14 protein-coding genes, 1 rRNA gene and 1 pseudogene are annotated in these 17,052 nt (G+C 72.5%); 4 read left to right on the forward strand and 12 right to left on the reverse strand.

Translation table 11 applies throughout. From position 1 onward, the window contains the following. Positions 1 to 35 precede the first annotated feature (35 nt). Positions 36 to 1,418 carry an FAD-binding oxidoreductase gene (locus PUR53_RS19255; RefSeq protein WP_329909028.1) on the forward strand — a complete coding sequence of 461 codons (1,383 nt, stop codon included), beginning with the start codon at positions 36 to 38 and terminating at the stop codon, positions 1,416 to 1,418. 21 nt (positions 1,419 to 1,439) lie between these two features. Further along, the gene (locus PUR53_RS19260) at positions 1,440 to 3,089 is read left to right on the forward strand and encodes a PucR family transcriptional regulator (protein ID WP_329909029.1); all 1,650 of its coding nucleotides are present in this window, start codon (positions 1,440 to 1,442) and stop codon (positions 3,087 to 3,089) included. A gap of 49 nt (positions 3,090 to 3,138) precedes the next feature. On the opposite strand, the gene PUR53_RS19265 is transcribed toward PUR53_RS19260, so the two are convergent. The 5 genes from PUR53_RS19265 to PUR53_RS19285 all read right to left on the reverse strand — a co-directional run bounded on the left by PUR53_RS19265 (position 3,139) and on the right by PUR53_RS19285 (position 8,384). After that, a complete protein-coding gene (locus PUR53_RS19265; protein WP_329909030.1) occupies positions 3,139 to 4,275 on the reverse strand; it encodes a glycosyltransferase family 4 protein in 1,137 nt (378 codons plus the stop codon). Between the two features lie 191 nt (positions 4,276 to 4,466). Further along, positions 4,467 to 6,209, reverse strand: a complete 1,743-nt coding sequence (gene recN / locus PUR53_RS19270) for a DNA repair protein RecN (protein WP_329900462.1) — start codon at positions 6,207 to 6,209, stop codon at positions 4,467 to 4,469. A gap of 147 nt (positions 6,210 to 6,356) precedes the next feature. After that, complete coding sequence (locus tag PUR53_RS19275) at positions 6,357 to 7,262, reverse strand: NAD kinase (RefSeq protein ID WP_033528902.1); 906 nt, start codon at positions 7,260 to 7,262, stop codon at positions 6,357 to 6,359. Beyond that, entirely contained in the window at positions 7,259 to 8,074 is an 816-nt protein-coding gene (locus PUR53_RS19280) for a TlyA family RNA methyltransferase (protein WP_329909031.1), read from the reverse strand. Before PUR53_RS19280 ends, PUR53_RS19275 begins: the two co-directional genes overlap by 4 nt. A 7-nt stretch (positions 8,075 to 8,081) precedes the next feature. Beyond that, positions 8,082 to 8,384 carry a hypothetical protein gene (locus PUR53_RS19285; RefSeq protein ID WP_329909032.1) on the reverse strand — a complete coding sequence of 101 codons (303 nt, stop codon included), beginning with the start codon at positions 8,382 to 8,384 and terminating at the stop codon, positions 8,082 to 8,084. Positions 8,385 to 8,426: 42 nt separating this feature from the next. Between PUR53_RS19285 and PUR53_RS19290 the strand changes: the two genes are divergently transcribed. After that, positions 8,427 to 8,774, forward strand: a complete 348-nt coding sequence (locus tag PUR53_RS19290) for an SCP2 sterol-binding domain-containing protein (RefSeq protein WP_329909033.1) — start codon at positions 8,427 to 8,429, stop codon at positions 8,772 to 8,774. Here PUR53_RS19290 and PUR53_RS19295 read toward each other — a convergent pair. The 4 genes from PUR53_RS19295 to PUR53_RS19310 all read right to left on the reverse strand — a co-directional run bounded on the left by PUR53_RS19295 (position 8,758) and on the right by PUR53_RS19310 (position 12,979). Then, entirely contained in the window at positions 8,758 to 9,705 is a 948-nt protein-coding gene (locus PUR53_RS19295; protein ID WP_329909034.1) for an ABC transporter ATP-binding protein, read from the reverse strand. The genes PUR53_RS19290 and PUR53_RS19295 overlap by 17 nt on opposite strands. Continuing rightward, positions 9,702 to 10,751: a FecCD family ABC transporter permease gene (locus PUR53_RS19300; RefSeq protein ID WP_329900467.1), complete on the reverse strand. Its 1,050-nt coding sequence runs from the start codon at positions 10,749 to 10,751 to the stop codon at positions 9,702 to 9,704. Before PUR53_RS19300 ends, PUR53_RS19295 begins: the two co-directional genes overlap by 4 nt. A 47-nt stretch (positions 10,752 to 10,798) precedes the next feature. Beyond that, positions 10,799 to 11,842 (reverse strand): FecCD family ABC transporter permease, encoded by a 1,044-nt coding sequence (locus PUR53_RS19305; RefSeq protein WP_329900468.1) that lies wholly within the window; start codon positions 11,840 to 11,842, stop codon positions 10,799 to 10,801. A gap of 108 nt (positions 11,843 to 11,950) precedes the next feature. Continuing rightward, on the reverse strand, positions 11,951 to 12,979 hold the full coding sequence (locus PUR53_RS19310) for an HAD hydrolase-like protein (protein ID WP_329900469.1): 1,029 nt from the start codon (positions 12,977 to 12,979) through the stop codon (positions 11,951 to 11,953). A 127-nt stretch (positions 12,980 to 13,106) separates the two neighbouring features. Between PUR53_RS19310 and PUR53_RS19315 the strand changes: the two genes are divergently transcribed. Further along, complete coding sequence (locus PUR53_RS19315; RefSeq protein WP_329900470.1) at positions 13,107 to 14,405, forward strand: DUF1015 domain-containing protein; 1,299 nt, start codon at positions 13,107 to 13,109, stop codon at positions 14,403 to 14,405. An 85-nt stretch (positions 14,406 to 14,490) separates the two neighbouring features. Here the strand turns inward: PUR53_RS19315 and PUR53_RS19320 are convergent, their stop codons facing one another. The 3 genes and pseudogenes from PUR53_RS19320 to rrf all read right to left on the reverse strand — a co-directional run bounded on the left by PUR53_RS19320 (position 14,491) and on the right by rrf (position 16,828). Further along, the gene (locus PUR53_RS19320; RefSeq protein WP_329909040.1) at positions 14,491 to 15,366 is read right to left on the reverse strand and encodes a hypothetical protein; all 876 of its coding nucleotides are present in this window, start codon (positions 15,364 to 15,366) and stop codon (positions 14,491 to 14,493) included. A 150-nt stretch (positions 15,367 to 15,516) separates the two neighbouring features. Continuing rightward, positions 15,517 to 16,215: pseudogene (locus PUR53_RS48215) on the reverse strand (DEAD/DEAH box helicase); the annotation flags it as partial. 496 nt (positions 16,216 to 16,711) lie between these two features. Next, a 5S ribosomal RNA gene (rrf, locus tag PUR53_RS19325) occupies positions 16,712 to 16,828 on the reverse strand. Positions 16,829 to 17,052 lie beyond the last annotated feature (224 nt).

Consider the following 17,052-nt stretch of genomic DNA (forward strand, 5'->3'; position numbering starts at 1 on the left):
AGCCCTGTCCCCCGACCGAAAGGGGGCGGCTCACCATGGCTCCCTTCTCGAAGGCGCGGGCGGCCCTCGCCGCACTGCGCGAGGATCTGGCCGGTGATGTGTTCGCCCCGGGAGACCCGGGGTACGACGACGCCCGCACGGTCTTCAACGCCATGATCGACCGGCGTCCGGCGGTGATCGCGCAGTGCGCCGACGAGACCGATGTCGTCCGGTCGGTGTGCTTCGCCCGCGACCTCGACCTGCGGATCGCGGTGCGCGGCGGCGGCCACAGCGTGGCCGGAATGGCACTGAACGACAACGGGCTCGTCATCGACCTCCGCCGGATGCACGGGGTCACGGTGGACCCCGCGGCCAGGACCGCACGGGTCGGCGGCGGCGCCACCATGAGTCACCTCGACCGCGCCACCGAACCCCACCGTCTCGCGACCACCGGAGGCCGCGCGTCGACGACGGGCGTGGGCGGCTTCGTCCTCGGCGGCGGCAGCGGCTGGCTGGACCGCACCTTCGGCCTCGCCGTCGACAACCTGCTCGGCGTCGACCTGGTGACCGCCGACGGACACACCGTCCGCGCCACCACCGAGGAGAACCCGGACCTGTTCTGGGCCCTGCACGGCGGCGGCGGGAACTTCGGCGTGGCCACCGCGCTCACCCTCCGGCTGCACGAGCTGCCCGCCTTCGCCGTCGCCCTGCTGTTCTACCGCCCGGAGCACGGCCCCGAGGTGATCCGCGTGTACCGCGAGCTCATCGAGACCGGCCCGCGGGAGGCGAGCGGCGGTGTCCTGTATCTCACCGCCCCGCCCGAGGAGTTCGTCCCCGAGCATCTGGTGGGCGGGCTCACCTGTGCCGTCCTCCTGACGTACGCGGGCACCGAGGAGGACATGCGCAAGGTCGCCCAGCCGCTCCTGGCGATGCCGCACGAGGCCGAGGTGGTCGGCGCGATGCCGTACGCGGACGTGCAGTGCATGATCGACGATCCGCCGGGGATGCGGAACTATTGGTCGGCCGAGTATCTGACCGGGCTGCCGGACGAGTTGGTGGACGTGTTCGCCACCCGCGCCTGGTCGATGCCCGTGCCGACCGGTACCCAGCACGTGCTCTTCCCGCTCGGCGGCGCGATACCGGAGGGCCCCGCCCACTACCCCGTGCCCTACCGGGACTCCCCCTGGGTCGTGCACCCCTTCGGCGTCTGGGAGGCCCCCGAGGACGACGACCGGTGCGTCCGGTGGGTACGGGACGTGCGCGCCGACGTACGGCCGTGGAGCACCGGTGACGTCTATCTCAACTTCGTCGGCGACGAGGGCGCCGACCGGGTCGTCGCCGGGCTCGGCGTCGACAACTACCGGCGGCTGACGGCGGTGAAGACCGAGTACGACCCCGACAACGTCTTCCGCTTCAACCACAACATCCCGCCGGCCTGAGCACCGGGTACCGTCCGCTCCATGGACACCCGTGGAGGCCGCGCACCAGGTGACGGCCGCGAGGCGCAGGGCGGCATCACCGTGCGACGGGCGCTGGAGCTGCCCGGGCTGCGTGGCGGGCTGCCGGAGATCCTGGCGGGCGCCGACCGGCTGCACCGCACCGTGCGCTGGGTGCACGCGGGCGAGGTCCCCAACATCGCCTCGCTCCTCAAGGGCGGCGAGCTGCTGCTGACCACCGGGTACGGGCTCGGCACCCGCCCCGCCGACCAGCGCGCGTTCGTCCGCACCCTCGCCGAGCGCGGTATCTCGGCCCTGGTCGTCGAACTGGGCCCGCGCTTCGCCCGGCTCCCGGCGGCCCTCGTCGAGACGGCGCGCTCGGCCGGGCTCCCGCTCGTCCAGCTGCACCGCGAGGTGGCCTTCGTGACGGTCACCGAGGAGATCCACACCGAGATCGTCAACGGCCACTACGCGCTCCTGCAGCAGGCCGAGGAGGTCCACCGCCGCTGCACCGAGGCCCTGCTCGGCGGCGGCGGGGTCCCGCAGGTCCTCGGCATCCTGGCCGACTTCAGCGGCAACCCGGTGTTCCTGGAGACCCCCGACGGACAGCTGCTGTACGCCGCCGGGACCGGTCCGGCCGACACCGATCCACTGCAGGTGTGGGAAGGGCTGCGCAACCGGCAGCAGGACGAGCCGCCGACCGGGGCGGCCCTCGTCGACGTACCGGGCGGCGGCCCCGGCACCGGCTCGGTACGGGCCCGCCTGGTCCTGCTGCCCGTCGTCGCCCCCTTGGCGCCCGTCCACCGGATGGCGGCCGAACGCGCGGCCGGCATCATCGCCGTCGTCCTGATGCAGGCCCGGCAGGAGGAGGAGCTGGCGGCACGGGGACGCGGCGACTTCCTCACCGACCTCGCGGAAGGCCGTGTCCAGGCCGAGGACGCCCCCGCGCAGGCCCGCGTCCTCGGCTTCAAGCCGGGCTCCGGCCCGCTGCTGCCCGTCGTGATGCGCCTCGCCGACGGCCTCTCCCCCGGCGGGGGCTGGGCCGTCCTGGCCCGCGCGGTGGCCGAGGAGCTGGCCTCCGTGGGCGTGCCCGTGCTGCTCGGTGTGCGCCCCGTGGAGGGCCGTGTACCGCTGCTGGTGGGCCTGCGCGCGGAGTCGGAGCGCCCGGCGGTGGCCGACAGGGTCGCGGCGGCGCTGCGGGCCGGCGTGGAGCGGGCCGGGATGCGGCGGCCGGGCGGGCGGTCGCCCGTGGTGGTCGTCGGTGTGCCCGGCGGCTGGGCGGCCGCCTCGGCGGGCCTCCGGCACGCGGCGGAGACGGCGACGGCCGCGCAGGGCCTGGCCGACCGCCCCTGGTACGACGCCCGGCGCCTCGACATCGACCTGCTGCTGTGGCGGCTGCGCGACCACCCCGACCTGGCCGCCTTCGTGGACCGCGCGATCGGCCCCCTGCGCGACCACGACGACCGGGCCAAACCCGCGCTGCTGCCGACGCTGGAGACCTATCTCGCGCACGCCGGCCGCAAGGCGGAGACCGCCCGCGAGCTGCATCTCAACCGTCAGACCCTCTACAACCGCCTCGCCCGCATCGGCGAACTGCTCGGCACCGACCTGGACGACCCCCAGGCAGTGCTGGCCCTGAGCCTGGCCCTGCGGGCACGCCGACACGTCGGCTGAGGCCTCGCCCGTCGCACTGACGGTCGGGCCGCCGCCCCTCGCACGACCGTCAGGTCAGCGGCCTGAGCTGCGTCAACTCGTCGTAGACGCTCAGCACCTGGGCCACCGTCTCGTCCTCGGTCGGCCAGGTGGCAGCCTGCCGGGCGCCCCGCTCCCGCAGCGCCTCGCACCCGGCCGGGTCCCCGAGAAGGCGTACGACGGCCCCGGCAAGGGCCCCGGCGTCGCCGTACGGGACGAGCTCGGCGCCGTCGCCCACCAGGTCGGGCAGCGATCCGACGGCGGCGGCGACGAGCGGCACGCGCGCGTGCAGCGCCTCCTGCGCGAGGATCGAGCGGGCCTCGGGACCGCCGGGCAGCAGCGCGAGGTCGGCGGCCGCGATCAGTTCGGAGACGTCGTCGCGCCGCCCGACGAGCCGTACGGGCAGCTCCTCGTCCTCGATGCGCCGCTGCAGCACACCCCGCAGCGTCCCCTCGCCCACGACGACGAGCAGCGGGGCCGGGTCCAGACCACGCCACTCCCGGGCTGCGTCGAGGAGGGTCTCGTACCCCCACGGGCGGTCGAGCGTGCCGACGGCCATGAGCAACGGGCGGTCCGTGGCGCCCAGTTCGGCCCTGACCTTGGACGCGGGGCGGTCCGGGTCCTCGCCGGGGACGGCCCGGCGCGACAGGGGCAGCGCCACGGCGGCGAGCCGGGCGTCGCGCGCGCCCCGGCTGCGGGCCCGGTCGACCAGGTCGGAGGAGGTACCGAGGACCACGGCGGCGGCCTTGGCGACCCGCCGCTCCAGCAGCCGCAGCAGATGGGCCCGCGCCCCCTCGGCGTACGACCGCGTGTGCAGGGTGACGACGAGCGGGGTGGTGCGCCGGCCGAGCGCGAGGGTGGCGCGGAAGCCGGCGTGCAGTCCGTGCGCGTGCACCAGGTCGGCGTCCGCGCAGGCGCTGCGCAGGCCGGCCACCGAGGCCGGGTCGCTGCTGCGGGGCACATGGACGTGGTGGGCGCCGACGCCGGTGAAGTCGTACAGGCCGTCCGTCTCACTGGGGGCGCAGACGGTGACCCGCACGCCCCTGGCGACCAGCCCCGAGGCCAGCGATCGCACATGCGCGCTACTCACCGCGCTGCCACCGCCGAGCACTTGCACGGTCCGCAGCGGCGACTGGCCCTGCGGTGAGTGGCTGCTCACGTGGCTCACGTGGCCGGGGCTCCTGGTTCGGGGTCGGACATACCTGACCAAGGATGCCAGGCCGCAAGGGTGTTCCGGGACAGCCGAACGGGGCAGCCGCCGGAGGCGCGGGCAACCCCGGACCCAGAGTCACCCACACGAGTGAACACCCGCACGGGGTTGCCCCTCTGGGTGACTCCAGCCCCAGTCCTACGCCACTCCTACGCGTCCGCGCGGGCCGCCGCCAGCAGTTCCTCCGCGTGCGCCCGCGCCGTCTCCGAGTCCTCCTGGCCGGCGAGCATGCGCGACAGCTCACGCACCCGGTCCTCGCCCTCCAGCACCTTCACACCGGACCGGGTCACCGAACCGTCGTTGGTCTTCTCCACCAGCAACTGCCGGTCGGCGAACGCCGCCACCTGGGGCAGATGCGTGACCACCACGACCTGCGCCGATCTGGCGAGCTTGGCCAGGCGCCGGCCGATCTCGACCGCGGCCTTGCCGCCGACACCGGCGTCGACCTCGTCGAAGAGGTACGTCGGCACGGGGTCCGTCCCCGCGAAGACGACCTCGACGGCCAGCATCACCCGGGACAGCTCACCGCCGGACGCGCCCTTGGCGATGGGCCGGGGCGGCGCCCCCGGGTGCGGGGCGAGCAGCAGTTCGACCTCGTCGGCACCGGACGGCCCGTACGCGACCGTGCGCCCGCCCACCTCGACGCCGTCCGGGTCGTCGGTCTGCCGGATCTCGAACGACACGCGCGCGTGCGGCATGGCGAGGGAGGCCAGCTCGGCGGTGACGGCGGCGGCGAACCGCTCGGCGGCGTCCGCTCGGGCGTCCGTCAGCGCCTGGGCCAGGCCGCCCAGTTCGGCCCGCAGCGCGTCCCGCTCGGCGGTCAGCTCGTCGATGCGTTCGTCGTCGCCGTCGAGTTCGGTGAGCCGCTGGGCGCCCTCCTCGGCCCACGACAGCACCGCGGTGATGTCCTGGCCGTACTTCCTCGTCAGCGCCGTCAGCGCGGCCCGCCGCTCCTCCACGGCCGCCAGCCGCAGCGGGTCGGCGTCCAGGTCGTCGGCGTATCCCGCCAGCTCCCCGGCCACATCGCCCAACAGGATCCCGACCTCCCCGATCCGCTCGGCGAGCACGGCCAGCGCCGGGTCGTGCGACCGCACGGCCTCCAGGGCGCGGTGGGCGCCCGCGACGAGGGTGGTGGCGTCCACGCCCTCCGGGTCCTCGGGATTGCCCGCGAGCGCTGCGTGCGCGGCCGTGGCGGCGGAGGCCAGCGCCTCCGCGTGCCCGAGCCGCTCGGCCTCCTCGGCCAGCTCCACGTCCTCACCGGCGCGGGGCTCGACGCCGGCGATCTCGTCCAGGCCGTACCGCAGCATGTCGGCTTCCTGGGCCCGTTCCCGCGCGCGCGTGACGATCTCGTCGAGTTCGCCGGCCACGGCCCGCAGCCGCCGGTAGGCCTCGCCGTACTTGGTGAGGGGTACGGCCACCGCGTCGCCCGCGTACCGGTCGAGCGCCGCCCGCTGTCGGGACAGCTTGAGCAGCCCCTGCTGGTCGGTCTGCCCGTGCACGGCGACGAGTTCGTCGGCCAGCTCGGCGAGCACGCCCACGGGGACGGAACGCCCGCCCAGATGGGCCCGGGACCGTCCCTCGGCGGAAACGGTACGGCTGATCAGCAGCGCCCCGTCGTCGAGTTCGGCCCCGGCCTCCTCGGCCCGGACCACCGCCGACGCGCCCTCGGGCACGGCGATCCGGCCCTCCACGACGGCGTTCTTCGCACCGATCCGCACGAGCGCCGGGTCGGCCCGCCCACCGAGCAGCAGGCCGAGACTGGTGACGACCATGGTCTTGCCCGCACCCGTCTCACCCGTCACGGCGGTGAAGCCGGGCGACAACTCGACCACAGCGTCGTCGATGACTCCGAGCGACCGTATCCGCATCTCCTCCAACACGGACACGACCATACGAGGTCCGGAGACGGAAGTGCGACGCCCCCCGTCCCCAATGTCACCCCGGAGAGCTACAGCGCCCCGTCAGGGGCGCGGGGAACTGCGCGAGCAACCACCACGAACCCGCAGCCGCCCACGAGTCCCCGCCGCCCCCTCATCGCGCTAGTGCCGAGCCCCCCGCCACCCGGAAACGGGCAACGCGAACTTGGCCACCAGCCGGTCGGTGAACGAAGCGTGGTGCAGCCGAGCCAGCCGCACCGGCACAGCCCCCCGCCGCACCTCGACCCGCGCCCCCGGCGGCAGCTCGACGGTCCGCCGCCCGTCGCACCACAGCACCCCCGGCGGAATGTGCGGCAGCACCTCCACCGCCAGCACCGAGTTCGGCGACGTCACCAACGGCTTGGCGAACAGCGCGTGCGCGGAGATCGGCACCATCAGCAGCGCCTCGACCTCCGGCCACACCACGGGCCCGCCCGCCGAGAACGCGTACGCCGTCGACCCGGTCGGGGTCGACAGCACGATCCCGTCGCACCCGAACCCGGTCACCGGCCGCCCGTCGATCTCCAGGACGACTTCGAGCAGCTTCTCGGCGCCGGCCTTCTGCACGGCCGCCTCGTTCAGCGCCCAGTCCGTGTGGACGATGTCCCCGTTCTGATGAACGACGACGTCGACGGTCATCCGCTCCTCGACCTCGTAGGACTTGGTCACCACCCGGTCGACGACCTTGTCGAGGTCGTCCCGCTCGGCCTCAGCGAGGAAGCCGACGCTGCCGAGGTTGACGCCGAGCATCGGCACCCCGGACGCGCGGGCGAACTCGGCGCCGCGCAGCAGCGTGCCGTCACCGCCGAGGACGATGAGCAGCTCGCACCCGTCGAGGCACTGCGGGGTGGCCTCCTTGACGAGCTCCACCTCCTCCGGCAGCGGGATGTCCTCGGCCTCGTACTCCAGGACGCGCACGACGATGCCGTGGTGCAGCAGCCCCTTGACGACGAGTTCGGCACTGCGGATCGCCGCCGGCCGCCCGGTGTGGGTGAGCAGGAAAACAGTTCGAGATCGGTCCTGGGTCACCGCGGGCCCTCCGCCACTGCTCGGTCGACGTCGGCCGGGTCCAGCGCGGGTGCCCCGGCACGCAGCCACAGAAAGTACTCCACATTGCCCGAGGGACCGGGCAGCGGACTGGCCGTCACACCCTTCACCCCGAGTCCCAGCTCCCCGGCCCGCCGGGCCACCCCGCGCACCGCCTCGGCGCGCAGCTCCGGACTCCTCACGACTCCCCCACTGCCCAGCCGCTCCTTACCCACCTCGAACTGCGGCTTGACCATCATCACCAGATCGGCGTCCGGCTTCACGCACCGCACCAGGGCGGGCAGTACCAGGCCGAGCGGGATGAAGGACAGATCCCCCACGACAAGATCCACAGGCTCCCAATCGATCGCTTCGAGCGTCAACTCGCGTACGTTCGTACGGTCCTTGACGGTGACGCGTTCATCGCTCTGCAAGGTCCACGCGAGTTGTCCGTATCCCACGTCCACGGCGACGACGTGCGCGGCACCGGCCCGCAGCAGTACGTCGGTGAACCCCCCGGTGGACGCCCCCGCGTCCAGCGCCCGGCGCCCCTCGACGGCCAGCCCCAGCGGGACGAAGACCTCCAGGGCTCCGGCGAGCTTGTGGCCGCCTCTGGACACGTACTCGGGGTCGCTGTCGTCGCTCACGACCACGATCGCGGCCGCGGTCTCCACCTGGGTGGCGGACTTGGTCGCGACGGTCTTGCCGACGGTGACCCGACCGGCGGCGATCAGCTGGCTCGCGTGCTCACGCGACCGCGCGAGCTTCCGCCGGACCAGTTCGGCGTCCAGACGGCGGCGTGCGACTCCTGCCACGGTGGGTTCAGCTCCTGCTTTCGTACGGTCGCGGGGGCGCCGGAGGTCCCGGGCGGGCGTCGAGCGCGGTGAGCGCGTCGCGCAGCCCCCGGTGTACATCCTCGTACACCTCCACATGGCCGTCGGTGGCGAGGTGGTCGGCGTCGGCCAGCCGGTCGAGGGCGGTGTCGACCTCGGCGTGGCCGGTGGCGGTGCGGGGCACGTCCAGCGGGGCGGGTGCGGCAGGGTCGTATTCGGGTTCGACCTCGGCCGCCGGCTCCGGAACCGCCGCGTCCGTCTCCGCCACGACCTCGGGCAAAGAGTCGCTCATGCCCAGACGCTACCGCGAAGCTCTGGGGTACCGTCGAGCGCGATGGCAACGATCGATGAGTGCCGCGCCGCGCTCGAAAAGCTCTCGGACACCATGGCAGGCGTCGACGGACAGGTGCGTGAGGCGACGGCCCTCGACCGTTCGGTGAGCTGCCACATCACGGACCTCGACATCACCTTCGTGGGGCGGATGCGGGACGGCCGGATCGAGGTGCACGACACCCTTCAGGGGCCGCCCGCCGAGAAGGCGCAGATCCGGCTCGCGATGACGGGCGACGACCTGGTGGCCCTGGTCGACGGCCAACTGAACTTCGCCAAGGCCTGGGGGTCGGGCCGCGTGAAGCTGGAGGCGGGCTTCCGGGACCTGCTCCAGCTCAGGAAGCTTCTGTAGCGGCCCCCACCTTCTCGGGTCCCGCCTTCTCGGGTCCCGCCTTCTCGGATCGGGGCTCCTCGGATCCCGCCTTCTCGGTCCTGGCCATCCCGGTCCGTGCCTTGCGCGCCGCCGGCACCACCAGCGGCGTGCCCGTCTCCGGGTCGTCGATGACCTGGCAGCGCAGCCCGAAGACCTCCTCGACCAGCTCGGCCGTGACGATCTCGGAGGGGGCGCCCTCGGCGATCACCGAGCCGCCGCGCAGGGCGATGAGGTGGGTGGCGTAGCGGGCGGCGTGGTTGAGGTCGTGCAGCACGGCGACCAGCGTGCGGCCCTGCTGCTCGTGGAGTTCGGCGCACAGGTCGAGCACGTCGATCTGGTGCTGGATGTCGAGGAAGGTGGTCGGCTCGTCGAGCAGCAGCAGCGGGGTCTGCTGGGCAAGCGCCATGGCGATCCAGACGCGCTGACGCTGGCCGCCGGACAGCTCGTCGACGTAACGGTCGGCCAGTTCGGCGACCCCGGTCGACTCCATCGACTCCCGGACGATCCGCTCGTCCTCGGTCGACCACTGGCGCAACAGACCCTGGTGCGGGTACCGGCCGCGGCCCACGAGGTCGCCGACGGTGATCCCGTCGGGCGCGATCGACGACTGCGGCAGCAGTCCGAGCGTCCGGGCGACCTTCTTCGCGGGCATCGACTGGATGACGTTCCCGTCGAGCAGCACCCGCCCCTGTGACGGCTTCAGCATCCGCGACAGGGCCCGCAGCAGCGTGGACTTCCCGCACGCGTTGGGGCCGACGATCACAGTGAAGGAGTTGTCGGGAATCTCCACCGACAACTGCTCGGCGATGACCCGCTGGTCGTAGGCGAGGGTGACGTTCTCGGCGGACAGGCGGTTCACAGTGCTCCCTTGGTCTTTCGCGTGCGCCGATGCGCTGTCGTTCTCGTTCATATCCGCCCGGCCTTGCGCTCGGTGACCAGCAGCCACAGCAGGTAGACGCCGCCGAGTACACCGGTGACCACGCCGACCGGCAGCTGGTCGGCTCCGAAGGCCCGCTGCGAGGCCCAGTCGGCGACGATCAGCAGGGTCGCGCCCATGCACATCGCGGGCACCAGGTTCGGGCCCGGCGAGCGGGTCAGCCGCTTGGCGAGCTGAGGCGCGGTGAGGGCGACGAAACTGACCGGCCCGGCGGCGGCGGTGGCCCCGGCGGTGAGCAGCACGGCCGACACCATCAGCAGCAGCCGTACCCGCTCGACGCTCACCCCGAGGGCGTACGACACGTCGTCGCCCATCTCCATCATCCGCAGCCCGCGCGCGTTGCCGAGCACCAGGGGCACGAGGAGCGCGCACATGATCAGCAGCGGCCAGACCTGGGCCCAGTCACGCCCGTTGAGAGAGCCGGTCATCCAGACGACCGCGCGGGCCGCGTCGACGAGGTCGGCCTTGGTGATCAGGTAGCCGTTGACCGCCGTGACGATCGCGGAGACACCGATGCCGACCAGCACGAGCCGATAGCCGTGCACGCCCCGCTTCCACGCCAGCACATAGATCGCGATGCCGGTGACCAGTCCGCCGACGAGCGCCCCGAGGGCCACCTGGTTCGCGCTGCCGGAGAACAGCACGATGACGATCAGGGCGCCGGCGGTCGCGCCCTGCGAGAGGCCGAGCACGTCCGGACTGCCCAGCGGATTGCGGGAGATGGACTGGAACAGCGCCCCACCGAGCCCGAGCGAGGCCCCGACGAGGAGCCCGACCAGGACTCTCGGCAGCCGCAGCTCGTTGACGATGAACTCCTGGCCCGCGTCGCCGTTGCCCAGCAGCGTCCGCAGGACGTCGCCGGCCGGGATCGGGAAGTCGCCGGTCCCGATCAGCACGACGCTCGCGGTGAGCGCCGCCAGCAGCAGCAGGACGACGACGGTGAACGCCCGTACGTCCAGGCGGACCGACAGGCCGCCGGGCGTGCGGAGCGCACGGTCCCGCCCTGCGGGCCTGCTCATGGCGTGTGTCTCCCTCGTGGCCTGCATTTCCCTCGTGGCCTGCGTCTTCACAGCTGGGCCGTCCTCCGCCGTCGTACGAGAAAGATGAAGACCGGGCCGCCCAGGATCGCGGTGACGATGCCGACCTGCAGCTCCGCCGGCCGTGCCACCATGCGACCGAGCACGTCGGCGCCGAGCAGCAGCACGGGCGACAGGACGGTCGCGTACGGCAGGATCCAGCGCAGGTCGGGCCCGGTGAAGGAGCGCACCACGTGCGGGACCATCAGCCCGACGAAGACGATCGGCCCGCAGGCGGCGGTCGCGGCACCGCACAGCACGGTCGCGGCGGCCATGGAGAGAGCGCGGGTGCGGTTGAGGTTGGCGCCGAGCGCGCGGGCGGTGTCGTCGCCCATGGCCATCGCGTTCAGCGGCCGGGCGAGCAGCAGCGCGACGACCGTACCGACAGCCAGGAACGGCAGCACCTGGGTGATGGTGTCGTCGGTCGCCGAGGCCAGCGAACCGACCGTCCAGAAGCGCATCTTGGAGAGCGCCGCGTCGTCCATGATCATCACGGCCTGGAGGTAGCCGTAGAGCGCGGCGCTGATCGCCGTACCGGCGAGCGCCAGCCGCACCGGCGTCGCGCCCCGGCTGCCGCCGAGGAACCAGACCAGCGCCCCGACCATGGCCGCGCCGGCGAACGCGAACCACACGTATCCGCTCAGCGAGGTGACGCCGAAGTAGGTGATGGCGGTGACCACGGCCGCGGACGCGCCCGCGTTGATGCCGAGCAGGCCCGGGTCGGCCAGCGGGTTCCGGGTGAGCGCCTGGAGGACGGCACCGGCCAGGCCGAGCGCGGCTCCCGCGAGCAGCCCGAGGAGCGTGCGCGAGATCCGCTCCCCGACCACGGCGTCGCCGTACGTCCCCGTGTCCTCGAACAGGCCGTGCCAGACCTGCTCCGGGGAGAGCTCTTTCGCGCCGATCGCGATACTCGCCAGGGCCACCAGAACGAGGATCACGAGGGCCACGAGAAGCCCGACGGCTCGTACCGCCCGGCGGTTCGGGGGCGCGGGGGCGGTCTCCGCGCGCGGTTCAGGAGGACTGTCGACCAACACCCGGTTAGGTTAGCCTATCCTCCCTTTCCGGCTCGATCGCGTCCGCTCTGGCTCGATCGCGTCCGCGACCAACGCTCAGTCGTACGGGGCGGGTGCCCGCCCAGCCCGTCACAAACCCAGCCGGGCCAGCGCCTTCCCTCCGTCCAGCTCGCATGTGCCCTCGCCGGCCGCGGTCCAGGCCGCCGCGCACAGCGCCCGCAGTCCGTCCAGGGCCTCGCCCTCACCATCGAGTTCCAGCCGATCAGGCCCCGCCGTGGCCGTCCAGCCGCCGCAGCGGAATCCCGCGCCCGCCTCGACGACCTCCGGCTGCCCGGTCAGCATCCCCCGCAGATCGGCGTCGACGTACGTCGGCCGGTGCTGCGGCGGCGCGGCCAGCAACTGCGGGCCGTCGGTCACACCGGTCAGCACGAGCAGCGAGTCGACCTCCCCGTTGAACGCCCCCTCGATGTCGGTGTCCAGCCGGTCACCCACCACCAACGGCCGCTCGGCGCCGGTCCGCAGGATCGTCTCCCGGTGCATCGGCGGCAGGGGCTTGCCCGCCACCTGCGGCTCCGCGCCGGTCGCGATCCGGACGACCTGCACCGCCGCCCCGTTGCCCGGCGCGATCCCCCGCGCGCTCGGAATCGTCAGGTCGGTGTTGGACGCGAACCACGGCACCCCACGCGCGATGGCGTAGCAGGCCTCCGCGAACCGCCCCCAGGGCAGGTCGGGACCGCCGTACCCCTGCACCACCGCCGCCGGATCGTCGTCCGCCGACTCGACGGGCTCCAGACCCCGCTCCCGCAGCGCCACCCGCAGTCCCTCACCACCGATGACCAGCACCCGCGCCCCGGCGGGCAACTGCTCGCTGATCAGCCGGGCCACGGCCTGCGCCGAGGTGATGACGTCACCGGCCTCGGTCGGTATCCCGAGGGCCGTCAGATGCGCGGCCACCGTGTCGGGCGTCCGCAGCGCGTTGTTGGTCACGTACGCGAGGTGCATCCCACCGGCGCGCGCCGTACTCAGGGACTCCACGGCGTACGCGATCGCACTGCCTCCCGCGTACACGACCCCGTCCAGATCGAGCAGAGCCGTGTCGTACGCCTCGCTCAGGGCCTGCCCACTGCCGTCGGGCCGCGTCCTGACTGCCTGGCTCATCGTGCTCCGCTCCTCGCTCGGTCCGACGGTCTCCCGACCACCCGGGCCGGACGCCCGTCGGTCAACAATCGGTCAGGTCACTTTCCCCGATCATCCCTCACGGCACCGACACCCATACGATGCATCAATGAACTACGCAGGTCCCGCGGAGGAGATCCCGGCGCGCAGCGGCCTCGAACTGACCCCGTTCCGGGGGCTTCGCTACGACCCCGACCGGGTCGGCAGCCTGGCCGCCGTCACATCACCGCCGTACGACGTCGTCGTACGGCCGGACGGTCTGCTCCACCTCGAATCCGCCGATCCCCACAACATCGTCCGCCTGATACTCCCCCAGTCCAGTACCCCGGGCGGCCGTGACGAACAGGCGGCCGACACGCTGCGGCGCTGGCTCGCCGACGGCGTCCTCGCCGCCGACGCCGAGCCCGGTCTGTACGTCTACGAGCAGGCGGACGGCAGCATCCTCCAGCGCGGTCTCATAGGCGCCCTGCGCCTCTCCGAGCCCTCCGCGGGCGTGGTCCTGCCCCACGAGGACGTCATTCCGCATGTCATCGCGGACCGCGCGGCCCTGATGCGCGCCACCGGCACCAACATGGAGCCCCTGCTCCTCACCTACCGGGGCGGCTGCGCCACGGCCGGAGCGACCGCCGTGGTCGAGCGCACCACGGAGCGCCCCCCGCTCCTCGCCACCACGACGGAGGACGGCTTCAGGCATCGCCTCTGGGCGGTCACCGATCCCGCCGACCTCGCCGAGATCCAGTCGGACCTCACCCGCCACCAGGCCCTGATAGCCGACGGCCACCACCGCTGGGCGACCTACCTCCGGCTCCGCACGGAACATCCGTCCCCCAGCCCCTGGGACTACGGCCTGGTCCTGCTGGTGGACACCGCCCGCTACCCCCTGCGCGTACGGGCCATCCACCGCCTCCTCCATCAACTCCCGCTCCAGGACGCCCTCACCGCCCTGGACGGCCTGTTCCGCGTGCGCCGTCTCGACGTCCCTCTCCCGGAGGCCCTGGAGGCCCTGGAGGACGCGACTACCACCGGCAATGCCTTCATCCTCGCGGGTTCGTCCGACGGAGCCTTCCACCTCGTCGACCGCCCGGACCCGGACCTCCTCGCCCGTACGATCCCCGCCGACCGGCCGCCGGCCTGGCGCACCCTCGACGCGACGGTCCTCCACGCCACCCTCCTCGCGCACGTCTGGCACATCCCCGAGGACTCCCCGGCGCATGTCGCCTACATCCACGACACGGCCGCCACCGTCGAGAAGGCCGAACGCGACGGCGGCACGGCCGTCCTCATGCACCCGGTCCGCGAGGAGGTCGTCCGCGACCTGGCCCGCCAGGGCGTCACCATGCCCCGCAAATCCACGTCCTTCGGCCCCAAGCCGGCGTCCGGGCTGGTGCTGCGCGCGCTGGAGTTCTGAGACGGCGGCTTTCCGCGGCGGCCGGACATACGAAAGGGCGGGATTCCTTGTACGGAATCCCGCCCTTCACGGTCTCTACCGGACGTCAGTCCTTGTCGTCGTCGACGACGACGGCATCCACGTCGTCCACATCGTCCACATCGGCAGGGTCGTCTGCGTCGCCTGCTTCGTCATCGGAGTCGGCGTCGGCGTCGGCCTCGGCCTCGGCGTCATGGTCCTCGTCGACGTGGTGGTCCTCGTCGACGTGGATGCCGTCTTCGTTCTCGTCCTCGTCTTCGTCCTCGACGAGGACGTCCATGAACTCGACGCCGTCCATCTCCGCCAGCCGGTCCGAAGCGTCCGTGCTGCCGTCCTTGTCGGCCTCGACGGCCTTGGCGAACCACTCCCGCGCCTCGCCCTCACGCCCGGCCGCGAGCAACGCGTCGGCGTAGGCGTACCGCAGGCGCGCGGTCCACGGCTGTACGGAGTTGGAGGCCAGCTCGGGGCTCTGCAGCGTCACGATGGCCGCGTCGAGCTGGTCCATGTCACGCCGGGCGCCGGCCGCGACGAGCCGCATCTCGACCTGCCCGGCCTTGTCCAGCTTGTGCACCTCGGGAGCCCCGGCCATGTCGAGCGCCTTCTCAGGCCGCCCGAGACCACGCTCGCAGTCCGCCATGACAGGCCACAGCTCGACGTTGCCGGTCATCCGCCGGGCAGCGCGGAACTCCGCGAGCGCCTCGCTGTACTTCTGGTTCGCGTACGCGGCGAAGCCGGCCGCTTCCCGCACGGCCGCGACACGCGACGCCAGCCGCAGAGCGACCTTGGAGTAGCCGTACGCCCTCTCGGGCTCCTCGTCGATGAGCCGCGCGACCATCACCAGGTTCTTGGCGACGTCCTCGGCCAGCCCCTTGGGCAGGCTCAGCAGCTCCTGGCGTACGTCCTTGTCGATCTCGTCACCCGTGACGTCCTCGGGGATCGGCAGCCGCTTGATCGGTTCCCGGTCCCGGTCCCGCTCGTCGCGGAAACGGCCACCACCACGCCGGTCGTCGCCGCCGCGCCGGTCGTCACGGCCACGGAAGCCTCCGGGCCGACCGCCACGGTCGTCCCGACGGGGACCACGGCCCCGGTCGTCCCGGCCACGATCGTCACGCCCACGGAACCCGCCGCCGCGCTCACCACCACGGCTGTCGTCACGACGGAACCCGCCGCCGCGCTGCTCACCACGGTTGTCGTCGCGGCGGAAGCCGCCACGGTCGTCGTCGCGACGGAACGCGGGACGGTCACCCTCACGACGCTCGGGACGAGCAGGGCGGTCGTCCCGACGGTCGTCGCGCCGGAAGTCGTCACGACGGTCATCGCGGCGGTCATCGCGGCGGAAGGGGGGACGGTCCCCGTCCCGGCGCTCGTCGCGCCGGAAGTCGTCACGGCGGTCGTCACGGCGGAAGGGCGGACGCCCACCGCGGTCGTCCCCGCGTCGCTCGTCGCGGTTACGGTCGTCGCGGCCACGGAACCCGCCGTCGCGCTGCTCACCACGGTTGTCGTCGCGGCGGAAGCCGCCACGGTCGTCGTCGCGACGGAACGCGGGACGGTCACCCTCACGACGCTCGGGACGAGCGGGGCGGTCGTCCCGACGGAACCCACGGTCCCGGTCGTCGCGCCGGAAGCCGCCACGATCGCCACGGTCCCCGCTGTCGCGCCGGTCGTCCCTGCGTTCATCACGACGGTCATCCCGGCGGTCGTCACGACGGAACGCGGGACGGTCATCCCGGCGGTCGTCACGACGGAACGCGGGACGGTCGTCGCGGCGGTCGTCGCGGCGGAAGGCCGGCCGGTCGCCGTCCCGCCGGAAGCCACGGTCTCGATCCCGATCGTCACGACGAGGGGCCCCCGGACGGTCGTCGCGGCGGAACGCGGGACGAGGCCCACGGTCGCCATCACGACGGTCGTCCCGGCGGTCGTCGCGACGGAACCCACCGCCGCGCTGCTCACCACCACGGTTGTCGTCACGACGGAAGCCACCACGATCATCGCGGCGATCGTCGCGACGGAACCCCCCTCGATCGTCACCCCGACGGTCGTCGCTACGGCGGTCGTCGCGCCGCCCGTAGCCACCACGGTCGTTGTCGCGCCGGTCGTTGTCGCGGCGCGGTCCACCGCGATAGCCGCCACGGTCACCACTGTCCCGTCGCCGCTGGTCGCGCTCCGGTCGATCGTCGGGAGAGTTGGTGGACATGGTGACTCCTGTCTTCGGTACTGCAAGCATTCTAGAAACAAAAGGACCCCTGGTCCCAGCTGAACGCTGGGACCAGGGGTCCTTTCCAAAGATTGTTCGGCGGCGTCCTACTCTCCCACAGGGTCCCCCCTGCAGTACCATCGGCGCTGTAAGGCTTAGCTTCCGGGTTCGAAATGTAACCGGGCGTTTCCCTCACGCTATGACCACCGAAACCCTAATGGTTTCGAGCGAACAAGCACACTCTTCTTTTGTGTGGTTCAGCTCTAGCCGACAACTGTTCGTTGTCTCAGAACTAACACAGTGGACGCGAGCAACTGAGGACAAGCCCTCGGCCTATTAGTACCAGTCAACTCCACCCATTACTGGGCTTCCATATCTGGCCTATCAACCCAGTCGTCTACTGGGAGCCTTACCCCATCAAGTGGGTGGGAATAC

This window comes from Streptomyces sp. SP18BB07 (assembly GCF_036322545.1).
Taxonomy (GTDB): Bacteria; Actinomycetota; Actinomycetes; order Streptomycetales; family Streptomycetaceae; genus Streptomyces; species Streptomyces deccanensis.